This window comes from Rahnella sp. PD12R (assembly GCF_019200965.1).
Lineage (GTDB): Bacteria > Pseudomonadota > Gammaproteobacteria > Enterobacterales > Enterobacteriaceae > Rahnella > Rahnella laticis.
The window spans coordinates 155573-174915 of the sequence record NZ_JAHTMS010000006.1 but is presented as its reverse complement, the minus strand read 5'-3'; the positions used below and the strand labels follow the sequence as shown (position 1 = coordinate 174915).

The 19343-nt window shown below is 54.9% G+C and carries 12 protein-coding genes; 9 read left to right on the top strand and 3 right to left on the bottom strand.

What is annotated here, in order from left to right; genetic code table 11:
* Positions 1–272: 272 nt before the first annotated feature.
* From malT to pdeR, 4 genes are all read left to right on the top strand, one after another.
* Positions 273–2999, top strand: coding sequence for an HTH-type transcriptional regulator MalT (malT, locus tag KWG64_RS13745; protein ID WP_218522194.1), 2727 nt, complete (start codon positions 273–275; stop codon positions 2997–2999).
* Positions 3000–3242: 243 nt separating this feature from the next.
* Complete coding sequence (locus KWG64_RS13740; RefSeq protein ID WP_152325242.1) at positions 3243–3527, top strand: YjcB family protein; 285 nt, start codon at positions 3243–3245, stop codon at positions 3525–3527.
* A 381-nt stretch (positions 3528–3908) separates the two neighbouring features.
* Complete coding sequence (gene bglX, locus KWG64_RS13735) at positions 3909–6206, top strand: beta-glucosidase BglX (RefSeq protein ID WP_218522193.1); 2298 nt, start codon at positions 3909–3911, stop codon at positions 6204–6206.
* 286 nt (positions 6207–6492) lie between these two features.
* Positions 6493–8511, top strand: a complete 2019-nt coding sequence (pdeR, locus tag KWG64_RS13730; RefSeq protein ID WP_218522192.1) for a cyclic di-GMP phosphodiesterase — start codon at positions 6493–6495, stop codon at positions 8509–8511.
* 29 nt (positions 8512–8540) lie between these two features.
* On the opposite strand, the gene KWG64_RS13725 is transcribed toward pdeR, so the two are convergent.
* Positions 8541–9407 carry a crotonase/enoyl-CoA hydratase family protein gene (locus tag KWG64_RS13725; RefSeq protein ID WP_152325245.1) on the bottom strand — a complete coding sequence of 289 codons (867 nt, stop codon included), beginning with the start codon at positions 9405–9407 and terminating at the stop codon, positions 8541–8543.
* Positions 9408–9802: 395 nt separating this feature from the next.
* Between KWG64_RS13725 and KWG64_RS13720 the strand changes: the two genes are divergently transcribed.
* Positions 9803–11839, top strand: coding sequence for an FAD-dependent oxidoreductase (locus KWG64_RS13720; protein WP_218522191.1), 2037 nt, complete (start codon positions 9803–9805; stop codon positions 11837–11839).
* Between the two features lie 75 nt (positions 11840–11914).
* Here KWG64_RS13720 and rlmG read toward each other — a convergent pair whose 3' ends face one another.
* Complete coding sequence (gene rlmG / locus KWG64_RS13715; RefSeq protein WP_218522190.1) at positions 11915–13066, bottom strand: 23S rRNA (guanine(1835)-N(2))-methyltransferase RlmG; 1152 nt, start codon at positions 13064–13066, stop codon at positions 11915–11917.
* A 171-nt stretch (positions 13067–13237) separates the two neighbouring features.
* On the opposite strand from rlmG, the gene KWG64_RS13710 reads away from it, so the two are divergent.
* The 4 genes from KWG64_RS13710 to KWG64_RS13695 all read left to right on the top strand — a co-directional run bounded on the left by KWG64_RS13710 (position 13238) and on the right by KWG64_RS13695 (position 16831).
* Positions 13238–13744, top strand: coding sequence for a M48 family metallopeptidase (locus KWG64_RS13710; RefSeq protein ID WP_218522189.1), 507 nt, complete (start codon positions 13238–13240; stop codon positions 13742–13744).
* 29 nt (positions 13745–13773) lie between these two features.
* On the top strand, positions 13774–14763 hold the full coding sequence (locus tag KWG64_RS13705; RefSeq protein ID WP_218522188.1) for a Gfo/Idh/MocA family protein: 990 nt from the start codon (positions 13774–13776) through the stop codon (positions 14761–14763).
* A 56-nt stretch (positions 14764–14819) separates the two neighbouring features.
* A complete protein-coding gene (locus KWG64_RS13700; protein WP_218522187.1) occupies positions 14820–15566 on the top strand; it encodes a glutamine amidotransferase in 747 nt (248 codons plus the stop codon).
* A gap of 290 nt (positions 15567–15856) precedes the next feature.
* Complete coding sequence (locus tag KWG64_RS13695; protein WP_305079894.1) at positions 15857–16831, top strand: TerC family protein; 975 nt, start codon at positions 15857–15859, stop codon at positions 16829–16831.
* A gap of 58 nt (positions 16832–16889) precedes the next feature.
* Here KWG64_RS13695 and KWG64_RS13690 read toward each other — a convergent pair whose 3' ends face one another.
* The gene (locus tag KWG64_RS13690) at positions 16890–19292 is read right to left on the bottom strand and encodes a beta-N-acetylhexosaminidase (RefSeq protein WP_218522186.1); all 2403 of its coding nucleotides are present in this window, start codon (positions 19290–19292) and stop codon (positions 16890–16892) included.
* Between the last annotated feature and the right edge of the window lie 51 nt (positions 19293–19343).

Sequence of the window (19343 nt, the reverse complement as noted above, 5' to 3'; positions counted from 1 at the left end):
TCACTATGCTGAAGCTTCTCCTGAAGAGCAGCATCATCCCGCTAAAGATTAGGCAGGGAGGAGAAACGGGGCGTAGCCGGAGGAGACGGGCTTACAAGGTGTTCGTGGGAAAACTCTCATTGAAATTTGTGATACAGAGCAACTTAACGACATGTAAAAACGTAACATTCTTGCAATCAATGTTTCAAAGGAGGACTTTAGAAAAAGTGATTAATTACACGCTGTGAAATAAAGATCGCCCCTTCTGTTCACCGTCAAAAGAATCGTAAAAAATGCTGATCCCTTCGAAATTGAGCCGCCCGGTGCGGCAGCAAAATACAGTGGTTCGCGATCGTCTGCTGACGAAGCTGGCGACTGCGCCAAATTACCGTCTGACCCTGGTCGCCAGCCCGGCAGGCTATGGGAAAACGACGCTGGTGGCACACTGGGCAGCGGGAAAAAGCGATCTCGGCTGGTACTCTCTGGATGAAAGCGATAATCAGCCCGAGCGTTTTGCCAGCTATCTGATTGCCGCCGTGCAGCACGCCTGCGGCGGTCATTGCGTGAAAAGTGAAGCGCTGAGCCAGAAGCATCAGTACGCGAGTTTATCCGCACTGTTTGCGCAGCTGTTTGTGGAGCTTTCCGACTGGCACCGCCCGCTTTTGCTGGTGATCGACGATTATCACCTCATTTCCAACGACGCCATCCACGAAGGGATGCGTTTCTTCCTGCGTCATCAGCCGGAAAACATTTCGCTGGTCGTGCTTTCGCGCACCCTGCCGCCGCTGGGCATCGCCAATATGCGTGTGCGCGAGCAACTGCTTGAACTCAATGCCTCGCATCTGGCGTTTACGCACCCGGAAACGCAGCAGTTTTTCGATAACCGTCTTAAAGACCCGATTGATCAGGCCGACAGCAGCCGCCTGTGCGATGACGTCGCAGGCTGGGCCACGGCGTTGCAGCTGATTGCACTTTCGGCGCGCCAGTCGACCACCTCTTCGCAGCAATCGACGCAGCAATCCGCGCGCAAACTGGCCGGACTGAACGCCAGCCATTTATCCGAATATCTGGTGGACGAAGTGCTGGATCGCGTTGATGCGTCAACCCGCGATTTTCTGCTGCGCTGTTCGTTACTGCGTTCGATGAACGACGCCCTGATTGTGCGGCTGACCGGAGGCGACAACGGTCAGCAACGGCTGGAAGAGCTGGAGCGTCAGGGGCTGTTTATTCACCGTATGGATGACACAGGCGAATGGTTTAACTTCCACCCGCTGTTTGCGACTTTTTTGCGTCAGCGCTGCCAGTGGGAACTGGCGACCGAGCTGCCGCAGATTCACCGCGCGGCTGCCGAAGGCTGGCTGGCTCAGGGTTTCCCGGCCGAAGCCATCCACCATGCGCTGGGCGCGGAAGACACCGATATGCTGCGCGATATTCTGCTGCAACATGCCTGGGCGCTGTTTAATCAGAGCGAACTGGCGTTGCTGGAAGAGTGCCTCGCCGCGCTGCCTTACGACCGCCTGATTCAGAATCCAAAACTGGTGCTGTTGCAGGCCTGGCTGGCACAAAGTCAGCACCGTTATGCCGAAGTGGAAGCGCTGCTGGCGCGTGCTGAAAGCGAAATGCAGCAACGCAATATCGTGATGGAACAGGATCTGACGGCAGAATTTGATGCCCTGCGTGCGCAGGTGGCGATCAACGATGGCCGTCAGGATGAGGCTGAAAAACTGGCCGCCGACGCCCTGCGTTTCCTGCCGTATGAAAGCTACTACAGCCGCATTGTTGCCACGTCGGTGACGGGCGAAATCCAGCACTGCAAAGGTGATTTAACCCGTGCGCTGCCGCTGATGCAGCAAACCGAACAAATCGCGCGGCGCTACGAGGCCTATCACTACGCCTTATGGGCGCTGCTGCAACAGAGCGAAATTCTGATTGCTCAGGGCTTTTTACAGGCCGCATTTGAAATGCAGGATCGCGCCTTTGAGCTGGTGCGCGAACAGCATCTTGAACAGCTGCCGATGCATGAATTTTTACTGCGTCTGCGTTCGCAATTGTTGTGGTCGTGGTCCCGTCTGGATGATGCCGAAGACGCGGCGCGTCAGGGGCTCGACGTGCTGACCAACTTCCAGCCACAGCAGCAGTTGCAGTGTCTGGCGATGCTGGCGAAATGTTCTCTGGCACGCGGCCAGCTCGACAATGCACATCATCATTTACAGCGCTGTGAAAGCCTGCTCAAAACCGGTCAGTATCACATCGACTGGATGACCAATACTGATAAGCCGCGGGTGATTTACTGGCAGATGATCGGCGATAAAACTGCCGCGCGGCAGTGGCTGCAACAGGCGCGTAAACCGGACATGGCGGACAACCATTTCCAGCAGGGCCAGTGGCGCAATATTGCCCGCGTGCAGATTTTGCTGGAACAGTTTGATGAAGCGGAAGTGGTGCTCGACGAGCTGAATCAGAACGCCCGTCAGCTGCGCCTGACCAGCGACCTGAACCGAAACCTGTTGCTGAGTAACCTGCTTTACTGGCACACAGGCCGCAAAAGTGACGCACAGCGCGTGTTAATTGAAGCGCTCGGGCTGGCGAACCGCACCGGATTTGTCAGCCATTTCGTCATTGAAGGGGAAATGATGGCGCAACAGCTGCGTCAGCTGATTCAGCTCAATCTGTTGCCGGAGCTGGAACAGCGCCGCGCACAGCAAATTCTGCGGGAAATTAATCAGCACCATCGCCATAAATTTGCGCACTTCGACGAAGGCTTCGTGAATAAACTGCTGACCCATCCGCAGGTACCGGAGCTTATCCGCACCAGCCCGCTGACCCAGCGTGAATGGCAGGTACTTGGCTTAATTTATTCCGGCTACAGCAATGATCAGATTGCCGGCGAGCTGGACGTTGCCTCGACCACCATCAAAACGCATATCCGCAATTTGTACCAAAAACTGGGCGTCGCTCACCGTCAGGAAGCCGTTCAGCAGGCTCAGCACCTGTTGCAGGTCATGGGCTACGGCGCCTGAAATCCCTTCATTCCCTCCTTTCATAACGCACCGGCTATTTATGGCGGTGTGTTATGCCTATTTTGCATGAGTACAGCCGAACATTTTTTGCTCACAACGAAAACCCGGTGATATAATGTGACCGTCGTCACACTATTTAACTTCACCATTTTCTTCAGTAAAGCCCATTGCCAACCAGCGGTAGCAGCCTTCAGGCTGATTTGGCTTCGTGCAAACGGCTGTAGTGAGTAAGGATTTATATCGATGGGTACTTTAACTGCCGGATTTATCATGATGCGCTGGGAACTGCTGAGCGCCTTTTTAATGTTCTGCACCAGCCAGCTTAATATTGTTTGCCGCCAGTCCAGCCGGAATACCATGGCGTTTGTTTGCAGTGGTATCGGCCTCACCGTCACCTGTTTCTTCGTGATGAGCCTGATGGGAATGAGCTATAACGCCGTGGCGATTGCTCAGTTCTGGTCCACGACGAAAGAGGTTTTCTTTGACGTCATGAGCAAAACCCCGACCGATATGTCTTACTACTATTAATCTTATTCTCTGATCGGTATTTACGATTTTAAGAGGGCAGAACGTCACGTTCTGCCCTTTTTATTGCGCCTTTTCTTTCACCCCGCCGCGATTTTGTTGCTTATTTGCGCACCGTTGCCTCATCTAATCCTAAATTTGAAAATTTGCGGGATGCATCGACTGTCTTTTTGTACCTATCTGCCTGATTACCTGTAAATTGCGCACTGTCCCGAAGGATAAAAAGATAATGTGCGGACGCCCTAAACTATTCATTGCTAATAGTTGAACGGTCGTATTAGATTCTCACACTATACTTTTCCCAGAATGATCATTGTTTTGTTTGCTTCAGGCTGCTGAATTTCCACTATTTTGGCACCCCTGCTTATGGCTGAAGGAATTCCGATGAATACGCATCACGTGCTTGGCGCGTTAGTGTTACTGGTAAGCTCTGCCTCGTCACTCGCCGTTGAAACAACGGGTATCCCGCAGGATCAGGTAAAAGAACGCAACGCGTTCATTGCCGACCTGATGAAAAAAATGACCCTTGATGAAAAAATTGGTCAGCTGAATCTGGTCACCGTTGGCCCGGATTATAAAAAAGAAGCCATCATGGCGGATATCCAGGCCGGTAAAGTCGGCGGGGTATTTAATACGGTCACGAAGCCAGACATCCGCCGTATGCAGGATGAAGTCAAAAACAGCCGTCTGAAAATTCCTCCTTTCTATGCCTATGACGTTGTCCACGGACAGCGCACGATTTTCCCGATAAGCCTTGGCCTCGCCGCCAGCTGGGATATGCAGGCAGTCTTCACCAGCGCACATATCGCTGCCGTGGAAACCGCCGCCGATGGCCTGAACATGACCTTCGCGCCGATGGTGGATATCACCCGTGACCCGCGCTGGGGCCGTGTGTCTGAAGGCTTCGGCGAAGACACTTATCTGACCTCACGCCTCGCGCACGAAATGGTCACCGGCTTCCAGGGCAAAGATCCGTCTGCACCCGATGCCGTCATGGCTAACGTGAAACACTACGCGTTGTACGGCGCGGTCGAAGGTGGCCGTGAGTACAACACCGTCGATATGAGCCTGACCCGCATGTTCAACGATTACATGCCGCCGTACAAAGCCGCAATTGATGCCGGTGCCGGTGGTGTGATGGTTGCGCTCAACAGCGTTAACGGGATCCCGGCGACGTCCAATACCTGGCTACTGAAAGACATTCTGCGCGACGACTGGCAGTTTAAAGGCCTGACCGTCAGCGATCATGGCGCGATTGGCGGGCTGGTGAAACATGGCGTGGCCGAAGACGATCGTCAGGCCGCCGCAATGGCGCTGAAAGCGGGCGTCGATATGGACATGGCCGACAACATGTACGGTAAGTATCTGAAAGGATTACTCGCCGACGGTCTGGTCAGCCAGCAGGATATCGATCGCGCCGTCCGTGACGTGCTGGCCGCCAAATGGGACATGGGCCTGTTTGTCGATGAGTACCGCCATTTAGGCCCGGCCTCGAGCGACCCGGCCGACACCAATGCCGAAAGCCGTCTGCACCGCAGCGAAGCGCGCGAAGTCGCACGTACTTCTCTGGTTCTGCTGAAAAATAACAACCAGACATTGCCGCTGGCGAAGAAAGGCACCATCGCCGTGGTCGGTGCGCTGGCTGACAGCAAACGTGACGTGATGGGCAGCTGGTCTGCCGCCGGTAAAGCCGATCAGGCCGTGACCGTATTGCAGGGCATGAAAGATGTGCTCGGCGATAAAGGCACCGTTCTCTACGCGCGCGGGGCAAATGTCACCGACGATCAGGCAATGGTCGATTTCCTCAATTCCTACGAAAAACAGGTGATCAACGACCCGAGAAAACCACAGGACATGATCGACGAAGCGGTGAAAACGGCTGAGAAAGCCGATGTCGTGGTGGCCGTGGTCGGTGAAGCACAGGGCATGGCGCACGAGGCTTCCAGCCGTTCTGAACTCAACATTCCGCAAAGCCAGCGCGACCTGCTGAAAGCGCTGAAAGCCACCGGAAAACCGCTGGTTATCGTGCTGATGAACGGTCGCCCACTGACCCTGACGTGGGAAAACGAAATCTCTGATGCGATGCTGGAAACCTGGTTCAGCGGTACCGAAGGCGGCCATGCGATCGCCGACGTTCTGTTTGGCGATTACAACCCGTCAGGCAAGCTGCCGATGACCTTCCCGCGCGCTGTCGGCCAAATTCCTTTGTATTACAGCTTCCTGAATACCGGGCGTCCGTTTAATCCGCAGCATCCGGACAAATACACCACCCGCTATTTTGATATCACCAATGGCCCGCTGTTCCCGTTTGGCTATGGCCTGAGCTACACCAGCTTCAGCGTGTCTGACGTGAGTTTGTCTTCCACCACCATGGATGCCAGACACCCGCTGACCGCCAGCGTGACGGTGAAAAACACCGGTAAAGTCAGCGGCGCAACCGTGGTTCAGCTGTATCTTCAGGACGTCGCGGCTTCAATCAGCCGCCCGGTTAAAGAGCTGAGGAATTTTGAAAAAATCACCCTGCAACCGGGTGAAGAGAAAATCGTTACATTTGCGATCAATGAAAAGGATTTACGTTTCTTCAACGACAAGTTGAAATGGGCTTCTGAACCCGGAAAGTTCAACGTATTCGTAGGCTTAGATTCTCAGGATGTGAAACAAACCAGCTTCCTGCTGAAATGATTTTCCGGGCTCATTTTGGAGCCCGGCGTGTAGTCTGAAATTGAGTCTCGCACAGGCGGGTTACCGGTAACGGCACCCGCCTGTTCTGAGCAGTAATTTCTGCCTGGCGACTGGATATCTAACCGACAGTTGCTAACCTTAAATTCAATGTGTTACGCGCCCTCGCCCTTTATCCGTTCGTTACGGAGCGTTGCGAATGTGCTGAACAGAGTAAGCTCCGTCTGTGCTGACTGTTGCCCTGTCGCCACACTGGCGGCGTATAGCGTTCTTTGCGGAGAAACATTTCATGGTCGATTCTCAAGATGCCTCCATTTTGTACCTACATTTCGGCACACCCCGCCCCTACTGGCGGCTGGGTTCCGACAGCAATGCACTGGAGCTATCCGCTGAGAAAGGCATCGTCAACGTCGCGATTTCCCTGACCCAATGGCAGGCAGGAAAAATCAGGCAACTGACCGGGATCACCTCAAGTTTCACACTCGATATCACGCTGTTCGGGTCTCCCGTTCGCCTGTATCTGGTGGGCCGCAAAATCGACAGCAAAGCCTGGGCGGGTACCGCGTCGGCTTATCAGGATACTGAATCCGTCGCACACGATCTGGAAGTCGGCCTGACGTTCGCCGAGCAGGTGGTGTCTGAGGCCAACTCAGTCATCGTGATTATCGATCAGGAAGGCAAAATCCATCGTTTCAACCGGTTAAGTGAAGAATATACCGGTCTGCGCGAAGAAGACGTCATCGGGCGCAGCGCCTATGACCTGTTTATGTCGATGGAAGAAGGGCTGGCGTCGCGCCAGAACATCAACGGTTTTTTTCAGCATCAGCAATCCTATGAAGTCGAGCGCTGGATCAACACGGTAAAAGGCCAGCGGCTGTTTCTGTTCCGCAATAAATTTGTCCACAGCGGCAGCGGTAAACAGCAAAAATACCTGATTTGCTCCGGCTCTGACATTACCGATGAACGCAAGGCGCAGGAGCGGTTACGCGTTCTGGCCAACACCGATTTAGTCACCGGTTTCGCTAACCGCAATGCCTTGCAGGAATCGCTGGCAAAGGCGCTGAAAGAACGCGGCGATGACAAAGTCGGCCTGATTTATCTGGATCTGGATAACTTCAAAAAGGTCAACGACGCCTACGGGCACATGTTTGGCGATCACCTGCTGCGCGCAGTTTCAGATGCGATTCAGGATTGCCTGTCGCCCAACGATAAACTTGCGCGCTTAGGCGGCGATGAATTCATTATTCTCAGCACGCATGCCGAAATCGACTCGCTCGAAGCACTGAGCCAGCGCGTGTTGCGCCGTCTGGGCTTACCCTTCCGCATCGGGCTGATTGAAGTCTACACCGGCTGTTCCGGCGGCATTGCGATTTGCCCGGAACACGGCACTGACGGCGATACGCTGTTGCAAAACGCCGATACCGCAATGTATGTGGCGAAAGAAAAAGGTAAAAACGCACACTGCGTTTTCTCGCAGGAAATGAACCAGAAAGCCGCGGAATACATGTGGCTGGATACGCATTTACGCAAAGCGCTGGCCGAAAAAGACCAGCTGGTTTTGCACTATCAGCCGAAAGTGTCTTTGTACGGCACGGTGCAAAGCGTTGAAGCGTTGCTGCGCTGGGAATCACCGGAGCGCGGGCTGATCCAGCCGCAAAGCTTCATCCCTTATGCCGAAGAATCTGGTCTGATTACGCCTATCGGAAAATGGGTCATTGAAACAGCGACCCGTCAGGCGACGGAATGGCAAAAAAAAGGCCTGAATCTGCGCGTCGCGGTGAATCTTTCCGGACGCCAGCTCAACAACGGTTCCTTCATTACCACGCTGTCTGATGCGATGAAAAAAGCCGGAATGAAAGGCTGCTTGCTTGATTTCGAGCTGACGGAAAGTTGCCTGGTGGAAGATGAAAGCGCCGCCGTCGTCATGATTAATCAGCTGCATAAACTGGGTGCGCAGGTGCATCTGGATGATTTCGGCACCGGTTATTCCTCGCTGTCGCAACTGGCGCGTATTCCGCTCGACTGCATCAAGCTGGATCAGAGTTTTATTCGTGGAATCAATGACAATCCGGTTTCGCAGGCGCTGGTTCGGGCGATTGTCGCAGTGGCAAAAACCCTGCAACTGACAGTGGTCGCGGAAGGTGTGGAAACGGCTGAAGAAGAAAAGCTGGTGGATGAAATCGGGGTGGACAGTAAACAGGGCTTTCTTTACGCCAAGCCAATGCCCGCGATTGAGCTGGAGCACTGGCTTGAGGAAAAAAGAGTTGCTTCACCCAATGTTTTTAAACATAAAGCAAAACAGAAATAGCGCCAGTGACGGGCTGTTTCTGTCTGTTATTAACCGGTTTTACGCAATGATGCGGTATGCCGGTTTTGCAGCATGACCAGACGCTCCATATAACTCAGATCCTTCTCCTCCAGCGTAAATGCGGCATCCACCCAATCTTCCGTAATATCCATCAGCTCTGAACGGGACAGCTGCAACACGCGCTGACGCGCCCGGATCATCGCCCTGATCCCGTTGAGTTTTGGCCGCAGGACATCCATGAAAGTACGCGTGGCGTTGAAGCCTTCGCCGGGCTGGAACAAAACATCCACCAGACCGCGGCTTTCGAACCACTCCGCCGTATGTGATTCGCCGGTGGAAATCAGCTCTTCCGCCAGTTTCATCCCTGCTTTGCGCGATACCAGCGAGTAACCGCCCATTCCCGGAAACAGGTTGAACGCAATTTCCGGGAACCCCATGCGCGCGGTGTTCTGCGCAAGAACGTAATGATGCGCCAGCGCCGCTTCGAATCCGCCGCCCAGCGCGGTGCCTTCGATCATCGACAAGCTGATTGCGCCGACATCAAAACCCCGCGCCGCCGCATGAACACAATCAACACAAGCGCGGGCATACGAACGTAAGGCCTCGCGTTTGTTATTGATGATGGCTTCAACAAAGAAACTCAGATCACCGCCCACGTTGTACATATTGGGCACAAGCGATCCGGTCACCCAAAAATCAAAACGCAGCCCCGATGCCTTCGCGGCGTAGGTCAGCGTCATGATGTCTTCAATAAGCTCCTGATTAAAACAAGGACGTGGATAAGACCTGAGCATCATCCACATGACATTACGGCCCTCTTCATAATAGGCTGCAATCTGGGACAAATGCCCGGCTTCGGTAAACGGGCGGCAGGCTGTATGGTCATTAAGATTCATAGTATATATCCAGGTTAGAAATGAATTTTTAGGGTGAAGCAGCTCCAGCCTAGTCCAGCTCTAACCCGAACTGAATCGATTCGAGATCCTTTTATAAAAATAATCCTAGCCGTAACGATTCAGGAAAAAAATGTTAAAAATAAACAACCTGCACATAATCAATATTGTGTAAAAACAAAGAAATAATTATTTTATCTGCTACGACCTGATGTTTACCGGTCGCCTTAATAACCCGGCTAATTAAAGAGCCACCCTTAATAATATACGTAATAGTTAATTAACTCTCCGCAACAGCCCCACAGTGACGCCTATCACAATCATTGCGCGCTAACTTTCCAATTGCCCTGCCAGAGGCTAAATTGAAACTATCTCATCCGACCACTTAAGAGAATTCCATGACTGAACGCGCGTTGCCGTTTTATCCGCACCTACTGGCGCCCCTGGATTTAGGTTTTACGCAGCTGAAAAACCGCGTGCTGATGGGGTCCATGCACACCGGCCTTGAAGAGCTGGAAGACGGGCCGGAGCGTCTGGCGGCCTTTTATGCCGAACGCGCGGCGGCAGGCGTCGGGCTGATTGTCACCGGCGGGATCTCGCCGAATGCGCAGGGCGTCGTTTATCACGGCGGTTCCGTTCTGGCGGAGCAGGAACACATCACGCATCATCGCGTTGTGACGCAGGCCGTTCACGACGCGGGCGGTAAAATTGCGCTGCAAATCCTGCATGCCGGACGCTACAGCTATCAGCCCCATCCGGTCGCGCCGTCGGCTCTTCAGGCACCGATTAACCGCTTTACACCGCATGCCCTGAGCGAAGAAGAGATTGAATCGACGCTGGAGGATTTCGCCCGCTGCGCCAGTCTGGCGAAAGAATCCGGCTACGACGGCGTGGAAATCATGGGCTCAGAAGGCTATCTGATTAATCAGTTTCTCACCGTCCGCACCAATCAGCGCACCGACCGCTGGGGCGGCAGCGTGGAAAACAGAATGCGTTTTGCCACGGAAGCTGTCCGCCGGGTGCGTCAGATTTGCGGTGAGGAATTCATCATTATTTACCGCTTATCGATGCTGGATCTGGTCGAGGAAGGCTCGGACTGGCAGGAAGTCGAAATGCTGGCGCAGCGCATCGAACAGGCCGGGGCCAGCATTATCAATACCGGCATCGGCTGGCACGAGGCGCGCATTCCGACCATCGCCACGATGGTGCCGCGCGGCGCATTCAGCTGGGTGACGCAAAAACTCATGGGCAAAGTCGGTATTCCGCTCATTACTACTAACCGCATTAATGACCCGGACGTCGCGGAGAAAATTCTCGCCGAAGGCTGCGCCGATATGGTCTCAATGGCGCGCCCGTTCCTCGCCGATCCGGCGTTTGTCGAGAAAGCCGCGCAAGGCCGTGCGGACGAAATCAACACCTGCATCGGTTGCAATCAGGCCTGTCTGGATCAGATTTTTGCCGGCGAAGTGACATCCTGCCTGGTGAATCCGCGCGCCTGCCATGAAACACAAATGCCGGTCGTGCGTGCGCAGCATTTCAAACGCCTGGCCGTGGTCGGCTCTGGCCCGGCCGGTCTGGCCTTTGCGACAACTGCCGCCAGCCGCGGGCATCACGTCACGCTGTTTGACGCCAATACCGAAATCGGCGGCCAGTTTAACGTCGCCAAGCAAATCCCCGGCAAAGAAGAGTTTTATCAGACGCTGCGCTACTACTCGCGCCAGCTGACACTGCTGGGCGTCACACTGCGTCTCGGTGAAACCGTGAATGCCAGCCAGCTGAACGGTTATGACGAAGTGATCCTCGCCTGCGGAATTTCGCCGCGTCTGCCGGATATTCCGGGGATCCACCATCCGCGCGTACTGACTTATCTCGACGTCCTGCGCGATAAAAAACCGGTCGGCCAGCGGGTGGCGATTATCGGCGCAGGCGGGATTGGTTTTGATACCGCCGAATACCTTATTCACAACGGCCCGTCATCGAGCCTGAGCAACAGCGCATTCAGCCACGAATGGGGTATTGATCAGACACTGACGCAGCGCGGCGGCCTTGCGCCACAAGGCCCGCAGCCGGAACCTGCCGCGCGCGATATTGTTTTGCTGCAACGTAAATCCACCAAAGTCGGCGCGGGACTGGGCAAAACCACCGGCTGGATCCACCGTGCCAGCCTGTTGCAGCGCGGCGTAAAAATGCAAAGCGGCGTCAGTTACGAACGCATTGATGACGCGGGTTTGCACCTCATCATGAACGGCGAACCGGTGTGTCTGGAAGTGGATAACATCGTTATCTGCGCCGGACAGGAGCCGCAGCGCGCGCTGTATCAGCCGTTGGTGGACGCCGGAAAAATCGTGCATCTGATTGGCGGCGCGGACGTCGCAGTAGAGCTGGATGCGCGGCGCGCTATCGGTCAGGGAACGAAACTGGCACTGGCGATCTAAGGGACTACTCAGTCGAAAAAAAGCCAGACGAAAAAAAAGCCGCGGGAGCGGCTTATTCATAGGTGCTGGCTTAAATCAGTGCTGAGCCGCCGTTTTTACCGCGCGCAGGATCACGAACTTCTGGTTGGTGGCGATGGTTGTGCAGTTGCCGAACAGGCGACGCAGTTTCTGGTAGTAATCCAGATGACGGTTGCCGACGATGCGCAGTTCGCCGCCAGTTTGCAGGCAACGTTTGGCGTCGCAGAACATGCGCCACGCGGTGTCATCGCTGATGACCGTGCCCTGGTGGAATGGCGGGTTACACAGCACGGCGTGCAGCGTTTCACGTTCTACGCCTGCCAGCATGTTGTTCACTTCAAAATGACAGCGGTTCAGATCCTGCGGCAGGTTGTTTTCAACGTTCAGACGGCTCGATTCCACCGCCATGTAAGACTCATCGACAAACAGCATTTCAGCATCCGGGTTCAGCGCCAGCGCGGTCATGCCGATTACGCCGTTGCCGCAGCCCAGATCCGCCATGCGGCCTTCGATGCCTTCCGGCAAATGCTGCATGAAGAAGCGCGCGCCGATATCCAGCCCGCTGCGTGAGAACACGTTCGCATGGTTGGAAATACGGAATTCGCTGTCGTCCAGCGCCCATTCGGCAATCACCGGTTCTGCCGGCTGAGCGGGCAATGTGGCTTCACAATGGATCAGACGCGCTTTTTTCCATGCCAGACTGGTTTTGGTCGGGCCGAGGATTTTCTCGAACAGTTGCAGCGTCGAGGTGTGAATATCGCGGGCTTTCGCACCGGCAATAATCTGCGTATCCGCCGTCACCACTTCGCGCAATGCCAGCAGTTGTTGTTCCAGCAGCGCCAGCGTTTTTGGCACTTTAATCACGACCAGACCCGGGTTGATCGGCAACGGCACGAGGCTGCTTTGCGCCGCCACGCTGTCTTCGTCAAAACCGTTATCGCGCAGGTTATGACGCATCGCCAGCTGGCTCATGAACGAGTCATTAATGCTGGTCGGATTGAATTCCTGCAACGCACAGGCCAGCGTGCCGAAAGCATCGTTGAAAATCAGCAGCGGACGGCCGTTGAGCGCGTCGGTGTTCAGGGTTTGCAGCAGATATTCATCGGCCGCTTCCCATGCCTGCAACTGCGTTGCCGCTTCATCCTGCGGATAACGTTCCAGGTTCAGTTGCAGTAACTGTCCACCCACTTCGAGTTCGAATTGGCTCATTGGCCCTCCTCAATATTCAATTTGCGCTGTTTATCCCCTAATTTGGGCTATCAGTAAAATGTTTTTTCAGTTAAAAAGGGGTTTATCTGCCTGATCCCAGCGATCGCTCCAAAAACCACGCTTAACGATCCGGCACCTTTTCCCCGGCAATAAGAGACAAAGCAAACAGTTATGTCTGAATTGACCTATCTGCAAGGCTATCCCGAGCAACTTCAGGCTCAGGTGCGCCAGTTAATCGAACAGGAACGTTTAGGTAACGTGTTGCTGTCGCGCTACCCCGAGCCGCACGAGCTGACCACCGACAAATCGCTCTATCAGTATACGCTCGACCTGAAAAACCAGTTTTTACGCAGTTCATCACCGTTAAGTAAAGTGGCTTATGACAACAAAATCCACGTGATGAAACACGCGTTGGGGCTGCATACCGCCATTTCCCGTATTCAGGGCGGCAAGCTGAAAGCCAAAGCAGAAATCCGCGTCGCCACCGTCTTTAAAAGCGCGCCGGAAGCTTTCCTCAAAATGATCGTGGTTCACGAACTCGCGCACCTGAAAGAAAAAGAACATAACAAAGCGTTCTACAGCCTTTGCTGCCACATGACGCCGGACTATCATCAGTTAGAATTTGATACGCGCATGTACCTGACGCATCTGGAAATATTCGGCAAGTTGTACCAATAATAATTAACGACCAACTATAGGGATCCCTCATGATTCGCTTTGCGGTAATTGGCACCAACTGGATCACCCAGCGTTTTATCGATGCCGCGCACGAGAGCGGTAAAATGAAGCTGACCGCGATTTACTCCCGCACGCTGGAAGGCGCGAAAAAGCTCGGCGAGGATTATCCGGTCGATCATTATTTTGATTCCCTTGAGGAAATGGCCGCGTCCGATCTCATTGATGCGGTGTATATCGCCAGCCCGAATTCCCTGCACTGCCCGCAATCCCTGCTGTTTCTCAGCCATAAAAAACACGTCATTTGCGAGAAACCGCTGGCCTCCAATCTGGCAGAAGCCGAAAGCCTGATTAGCTGTGCGAAAGAAAACAACGTCGTGCTGTTTGAGGCGTTTAAAACAGCCTATCTGCCGAATTTCCTGCACATGAAAGGCGCGCTCAGCCGTATCGGTACGCTGCGTAAAGCCATCCTGAATTACTGTCAGTATTCATCACGTTATCCGCGCTATCTGGCCGGTGAAAACCCGAATACTTTCAACCCGGCGTTTTCTAACGGGTCGATTATGGATATTGGTTATTACTGCCTGGCGAGCGCCATTTCGCTGTTTGGCGAGCCGGAATCTGTGACCGCTACCGCCGTCCTGCTGGAAAGCGGCGTCGACGGTCAGGGCACGGTGATTTTGTCTTATGCGGATGATTTCGAAGTGGTGATTAACCATTCCAAAATCAGCGATTCCCTTCTGCCGAGTGAAATTCAGGGCGAAGAAGGCACGTTGCAGATGGAGAAACTGTCTGAATGCCAGACGCTCAGCCTGACGCCACGCGGCGGCCAGAAGCTGGATCTGACGCAGCCACAACACATCAATACCATGCTGTATGAAGCGGAAACTTTTGCGATTCTGGTGGATAACCAGTTTGTCGCGCACCCGGGGCTGGAAGTATCGCGCATCACCGCCAAAGTGCTGACGGAAATCCGTCGTCAGACCGGCGTGGTGTTCCCTGCCGACCAGCAGTCTGCTTAATCTCTGCCAGTACGGAAATTATCGTTAATTGGGATTTTATTAATTGGGAGTAACAGATGACTGCACCCAGCCAGAAACCGTTGTTGATTTTGCAGACCGGCCACGCGCCTGACCCTATCCGCCGCGCGCACGATAATTTCCCGCAGATGTTTATCCGTCAGGGCGATATCGATCCGCGGCAGGTCGTGATTGTGGATTTACAGGCCGGTGAGCGCCCGCTTCCGCCGGAAAATTACTGCGGTGCCATTATCACCGGTTCGCGCAGCATGGTGACGGAACATCTGGCGTGGAGTGAAGAAGCCGCCGACTGGGTGCGTCTGGGCATGTTGCAGGAATTACCGATGTTCGGTGCCTGTTACGGCCATCAGCTGATGGCTTACGCGCTGGGCGGCGAAGTGGATTACCATCCGCAGGGCATTGAAGTCGGCACGCACGAAGTCACGCTGACGCCCGCCGGACATCTCGATCCGCTGGTTTCGCAGCTTCCGGCGCAGTTTGCGGCGAACCTGATCCATCTGCAAACCGTCATCACGCCGCCGGCGACGGCCACCGTTTTAGCCAAAACGCTGCACGATCCGCATCAGATCCTGCGCTACGGGCCGAACGCGGTCAGCACGCAATTCCACCCGGAATTCAGTCTGGCGGTGATGAAAACGTATCTGTCATGGCTGGGATCGATTGCCGAAGACGACAGAGTCGACTTTGCCGGTCAGGCTCAGCACCTTAGCGAAACACCGCTCAGCCGCGGGCTGTTGCTGGCGTTCGTCAGCGCACTCGGCAAGCGGGTGGCGCTGGCGGGATAATGAACCATAATGTTTCTGAATGTTTGACAGCGGATACATTTTGTATTATTTTCCGGATCGCAAAGGGGAGTAACTTCTTCGTCGGATAATCGTCATTACGGTGTCTGGACCCGCGCTTAAGCGCCGTCTCAGCCATCCGGTTACCGGGGCAATCAGATATATTCTATGAATACATCCTGGTTGTAAGTGAGACCTTGCCGGAAGGCGAGGTTTGCTTATAGCTCAGAGAGAGCGGCTAACGTCTTCCGACGCTGGCCGTTTTTTTTTGATGTTTTTTCGAGGATAAACCGATGATGAACTCCGTAGGCAACCCGATTCTCTGGGGCTCTTTTGCCGTGGTAGTGATTATTATGCTCGCCTTCGACCTGCTGTTGCAGGGCCGCAAAGGCGCGCAAACCATGACCATGAAAAGTGCCGCGATGTGGTCTCTGGTGTGGATTGGCCTGTCGCTGTTGTTTAACTTCGGCTTCTGGTGGTATCTCAACGGCGAGTTTGGCCGCGAAGTGGCGGACGCCAAAGCGACCATGTTCCTGACCGGCTATCTGCTGGAAAAAGCGCTGGCGGTCGATAACGTCTTCGTCTGGCTGATCCTGTTCAGCTACTTCTCAATACCGGCCAATCTGCAACGCCGCGTGCTGGTTTACGGCGTGCTCGGCGCAATCGTCCTGCGTACCGGTATGATTTTCGCGGGCAGCTGGCTGGTCGGGCAATTTAGCTGGATCCTGTACGTGTTCGGCGCGTTCCTGCTGTTCACCGGTATCAAGATGGCGCTGGCGAAAGACGATGACGGCGAAGTGGGCGAGAAACCGATGATCCGCTGGCTGCGCAGTAAGATGCGTATGACCGACGATTTACAGGGCGAGAAATTCTTCGTACGCCGCAACGGTATCTTGTTCGCCACACCGCTGCTGCTGGTGCTGATTATGGTTGAACTCAGCGACGTGATTTTCGCGGTAGACAGTATTCCGGCCATCTTCGCCGTGACCACTGACCCGTTCATCGTGCTGACGTCTAACCTGTTCGCGATCCTCGGCCTGCGTGCGATGTACTTCCTGCTGGCGGGCGTGGCGGAACGTTTCTCCATGCTGAAATACGGTCTTGCGGTGATCCTGATCTTCATTGGTATCAAGATGCTGCTGCTCGACGTGTTCCACATTCCGGTAGGGATTTCGCTCGGTGTGATCGCGTCGATTCTGATTATCACCCTGCTCATCAACACCTGGGTGAACCGTCGTAACGACCGTAAAAACAAAGCGCAGTCGTAAGATCCTGACGGAATAAAACAAAAGCGCGGCCGCTTCACCGGTCGCGCTTTTTATAGGATTACTTCTGAACCTGCACCCCGGCCAGTAATTTCTCCAGCGGATAGACTACCGCCAGCACCAGTTCATCCTGCACTTTGGCGGCATTGTCCAGCGCGGCCTGCGCCTGCTGGCGTTCCTGCGCACTCAGCGTTTCCCCTTTTTGCAGTTTCTCCAGCCAGACCAGCCCTTGCGAAGACAGCGCACCCAGCTGTTCCGCCACCGGCTGCAACGGTCTGAGCACCGAGTTCTGCGCCAGCACCGGTTTTACCTGTTCCGCGCTGCGCTGCCAGTCCTCTAACTGCCCGCGTGCCGCCTGCGCCGCCTGCGGATTCTTCGGATCCGCCACCAGCGTTTCGATCTGCCCGGCGAACTCACGTACTGCATTGCTTTCCGCCGGTAATGCATCCGCCAGACGGTTCAGCGGTTCGGCCTGCGTGTAATGTCCGGCCTGGAATTTGATGTGCTGGCGGGTGTAATACTGCGCCGGTTCGAGCGCGGTTGAGAAACTCAGCAACGGTGCAATGTCCGTGCTGTTGGAAAGCCGCGTCATCAGCCGCGCCGTTTCGGCGTGCTGTTGCAGCCCGACCGACACCACCGACCAGGCGTCGATTTTCGCCAGCCGCTGATACATGTTGCCGGTATCTTTGACGTCCTGCGCCGACCACAGGCGTTCTGCGACCACAAATCCGCGCGGCCAGAGTTTCAGGTCAAGGATTTGCGACGTGATGTTTTCCTGCCACAGCGCCGCTTCGCCACCGAGAATATTTTTCATATTTTCAGCGTCCGGCACCACCGGCGGCAGGCCGTCCGGCACGGTGCTGAGCGGGCCGCCGGTTACCGGATAACGCGCGTTACCGATAATGAAATAACCGTCGAATTTACCGTCTTTCAGGGTCAGCACCGGGCGCGTGTCGCCCATCCAGGTATCGACGGCAAAACTGACTTTACCGTCGTCCTGCCAGACAATATCGCGCACCGCACGGCGGGTTTTTCCGGTGAAATCAATGAATCCGCGCCAGCCGTTTTTGCCTTCAATCAGCGTAAAGCTGCCGTCCACCGGTTTGCCTTTCAGGCGCGGCATGTTGAATTTCCAGCTTTGCGCTTTTTCACCGTCAGCAACGTTCTGATCAACGCCTAGCGGCTGCGGCAGAATTTCATTGTGATAGTGATACGCGGCGCTGTGCGGCTGATCAAGATAGAAGCCGGTCGACAGAATGCCCTGATAGCCTTTCTGCGCGCTGGCTCCGAGGGAATCCGGGCCCTGCCATGACTGGATCACAATGTCGTGCGGCAGATCCGGGTGGAAGATTTCGTCCCAGCCGACCATTTTGCGCTGATGCTGGTGCAGGATCGTCTGGAGCCGGGTGTTGAAATACGCCTGCAACGCGTGCGTATCAGCGATGCCTTTTTCTTTCATAAATGCCTGGATCGGTTTGGACGTTTTCCACTGCGTGGCGTCCACTTCGTCACCGCCGATGTGCAGATACGGATCGGGGAAGATCTGCGTCAGTTCGCCGACGATGGCATCCGCAAAGGCATAGACTTTTTCACTGGACGGATCGAGTGTCGGTTCATGCACGCCCCAGGATCGTTCCATTTTGTACGGCCCCGGCGCGCTGAGCAGTTCCGGATACGCCACCGCAATCGCCGACGCGTGACCCGGCATGTCGATTTCCGGCACCACGCGGATCCCAAGCTGCGTGGCGTAAGCCACCACGTCTTTCATCTGCGTGACGGTATAAAACTGCCCGTCGCTGGCCAGTTCCTGCAATTTTGGATACTTCTGCGATTCGAAGCGCCAGCCCTGATCGTCACTCAGATGCCAGTGCAGGACGTTAAATTTTGCCGCCGCCATGCCGTCAAGCTGGCGTTTGATATCAGAGACCGGCAGGAAATGACGGGCGGAATCGAGCAGAACGCCACGCCAGGCAAAGCGCGGCTGATCGCGAACGGTAACCAGCGGAATAAACGTATTTTCACCGTCGTTCTGCACCAGCTGTAGCAGCGTTTCCATGCCGCGCATCGCGCCGAAACGGGTATTGGCGGTGAGCGTCGCACCCTGCGGCGTCACGGTTAACTGGTAACTTTCGTCGCTGTCCGGCATGGGCTGCGCGGCAACTTTCTGTTTGATCTCAATGTTGATTGCGGGATGTTCGCCCGCGCTGCCGGTATTTTGCGGCAACAGATACCAGCCGGTTTGCTGCGCCAGACGCTCGCGCCAGTGGTTCACTTCCGGCATCAGTGCGTCGCCTTTAACCTGAATTTGCAGCGCATCGTTAAGCACAAATTTGCCCGCAGGCGAGGTCATTTCTACCTGCTGCGGCCACGGCATCAGCGGCAGATCCCCTGCCGGAGCGGCGAAAGCGGAGGCGGTCAGAAATAATGAAGTCGCAAGAAGGGTACGGCGAAAAGGCAATAACATCGGTGAAATTCCTCAAAGATAAAAGCTGGCCCTCATAGCCCGCTGAAACGT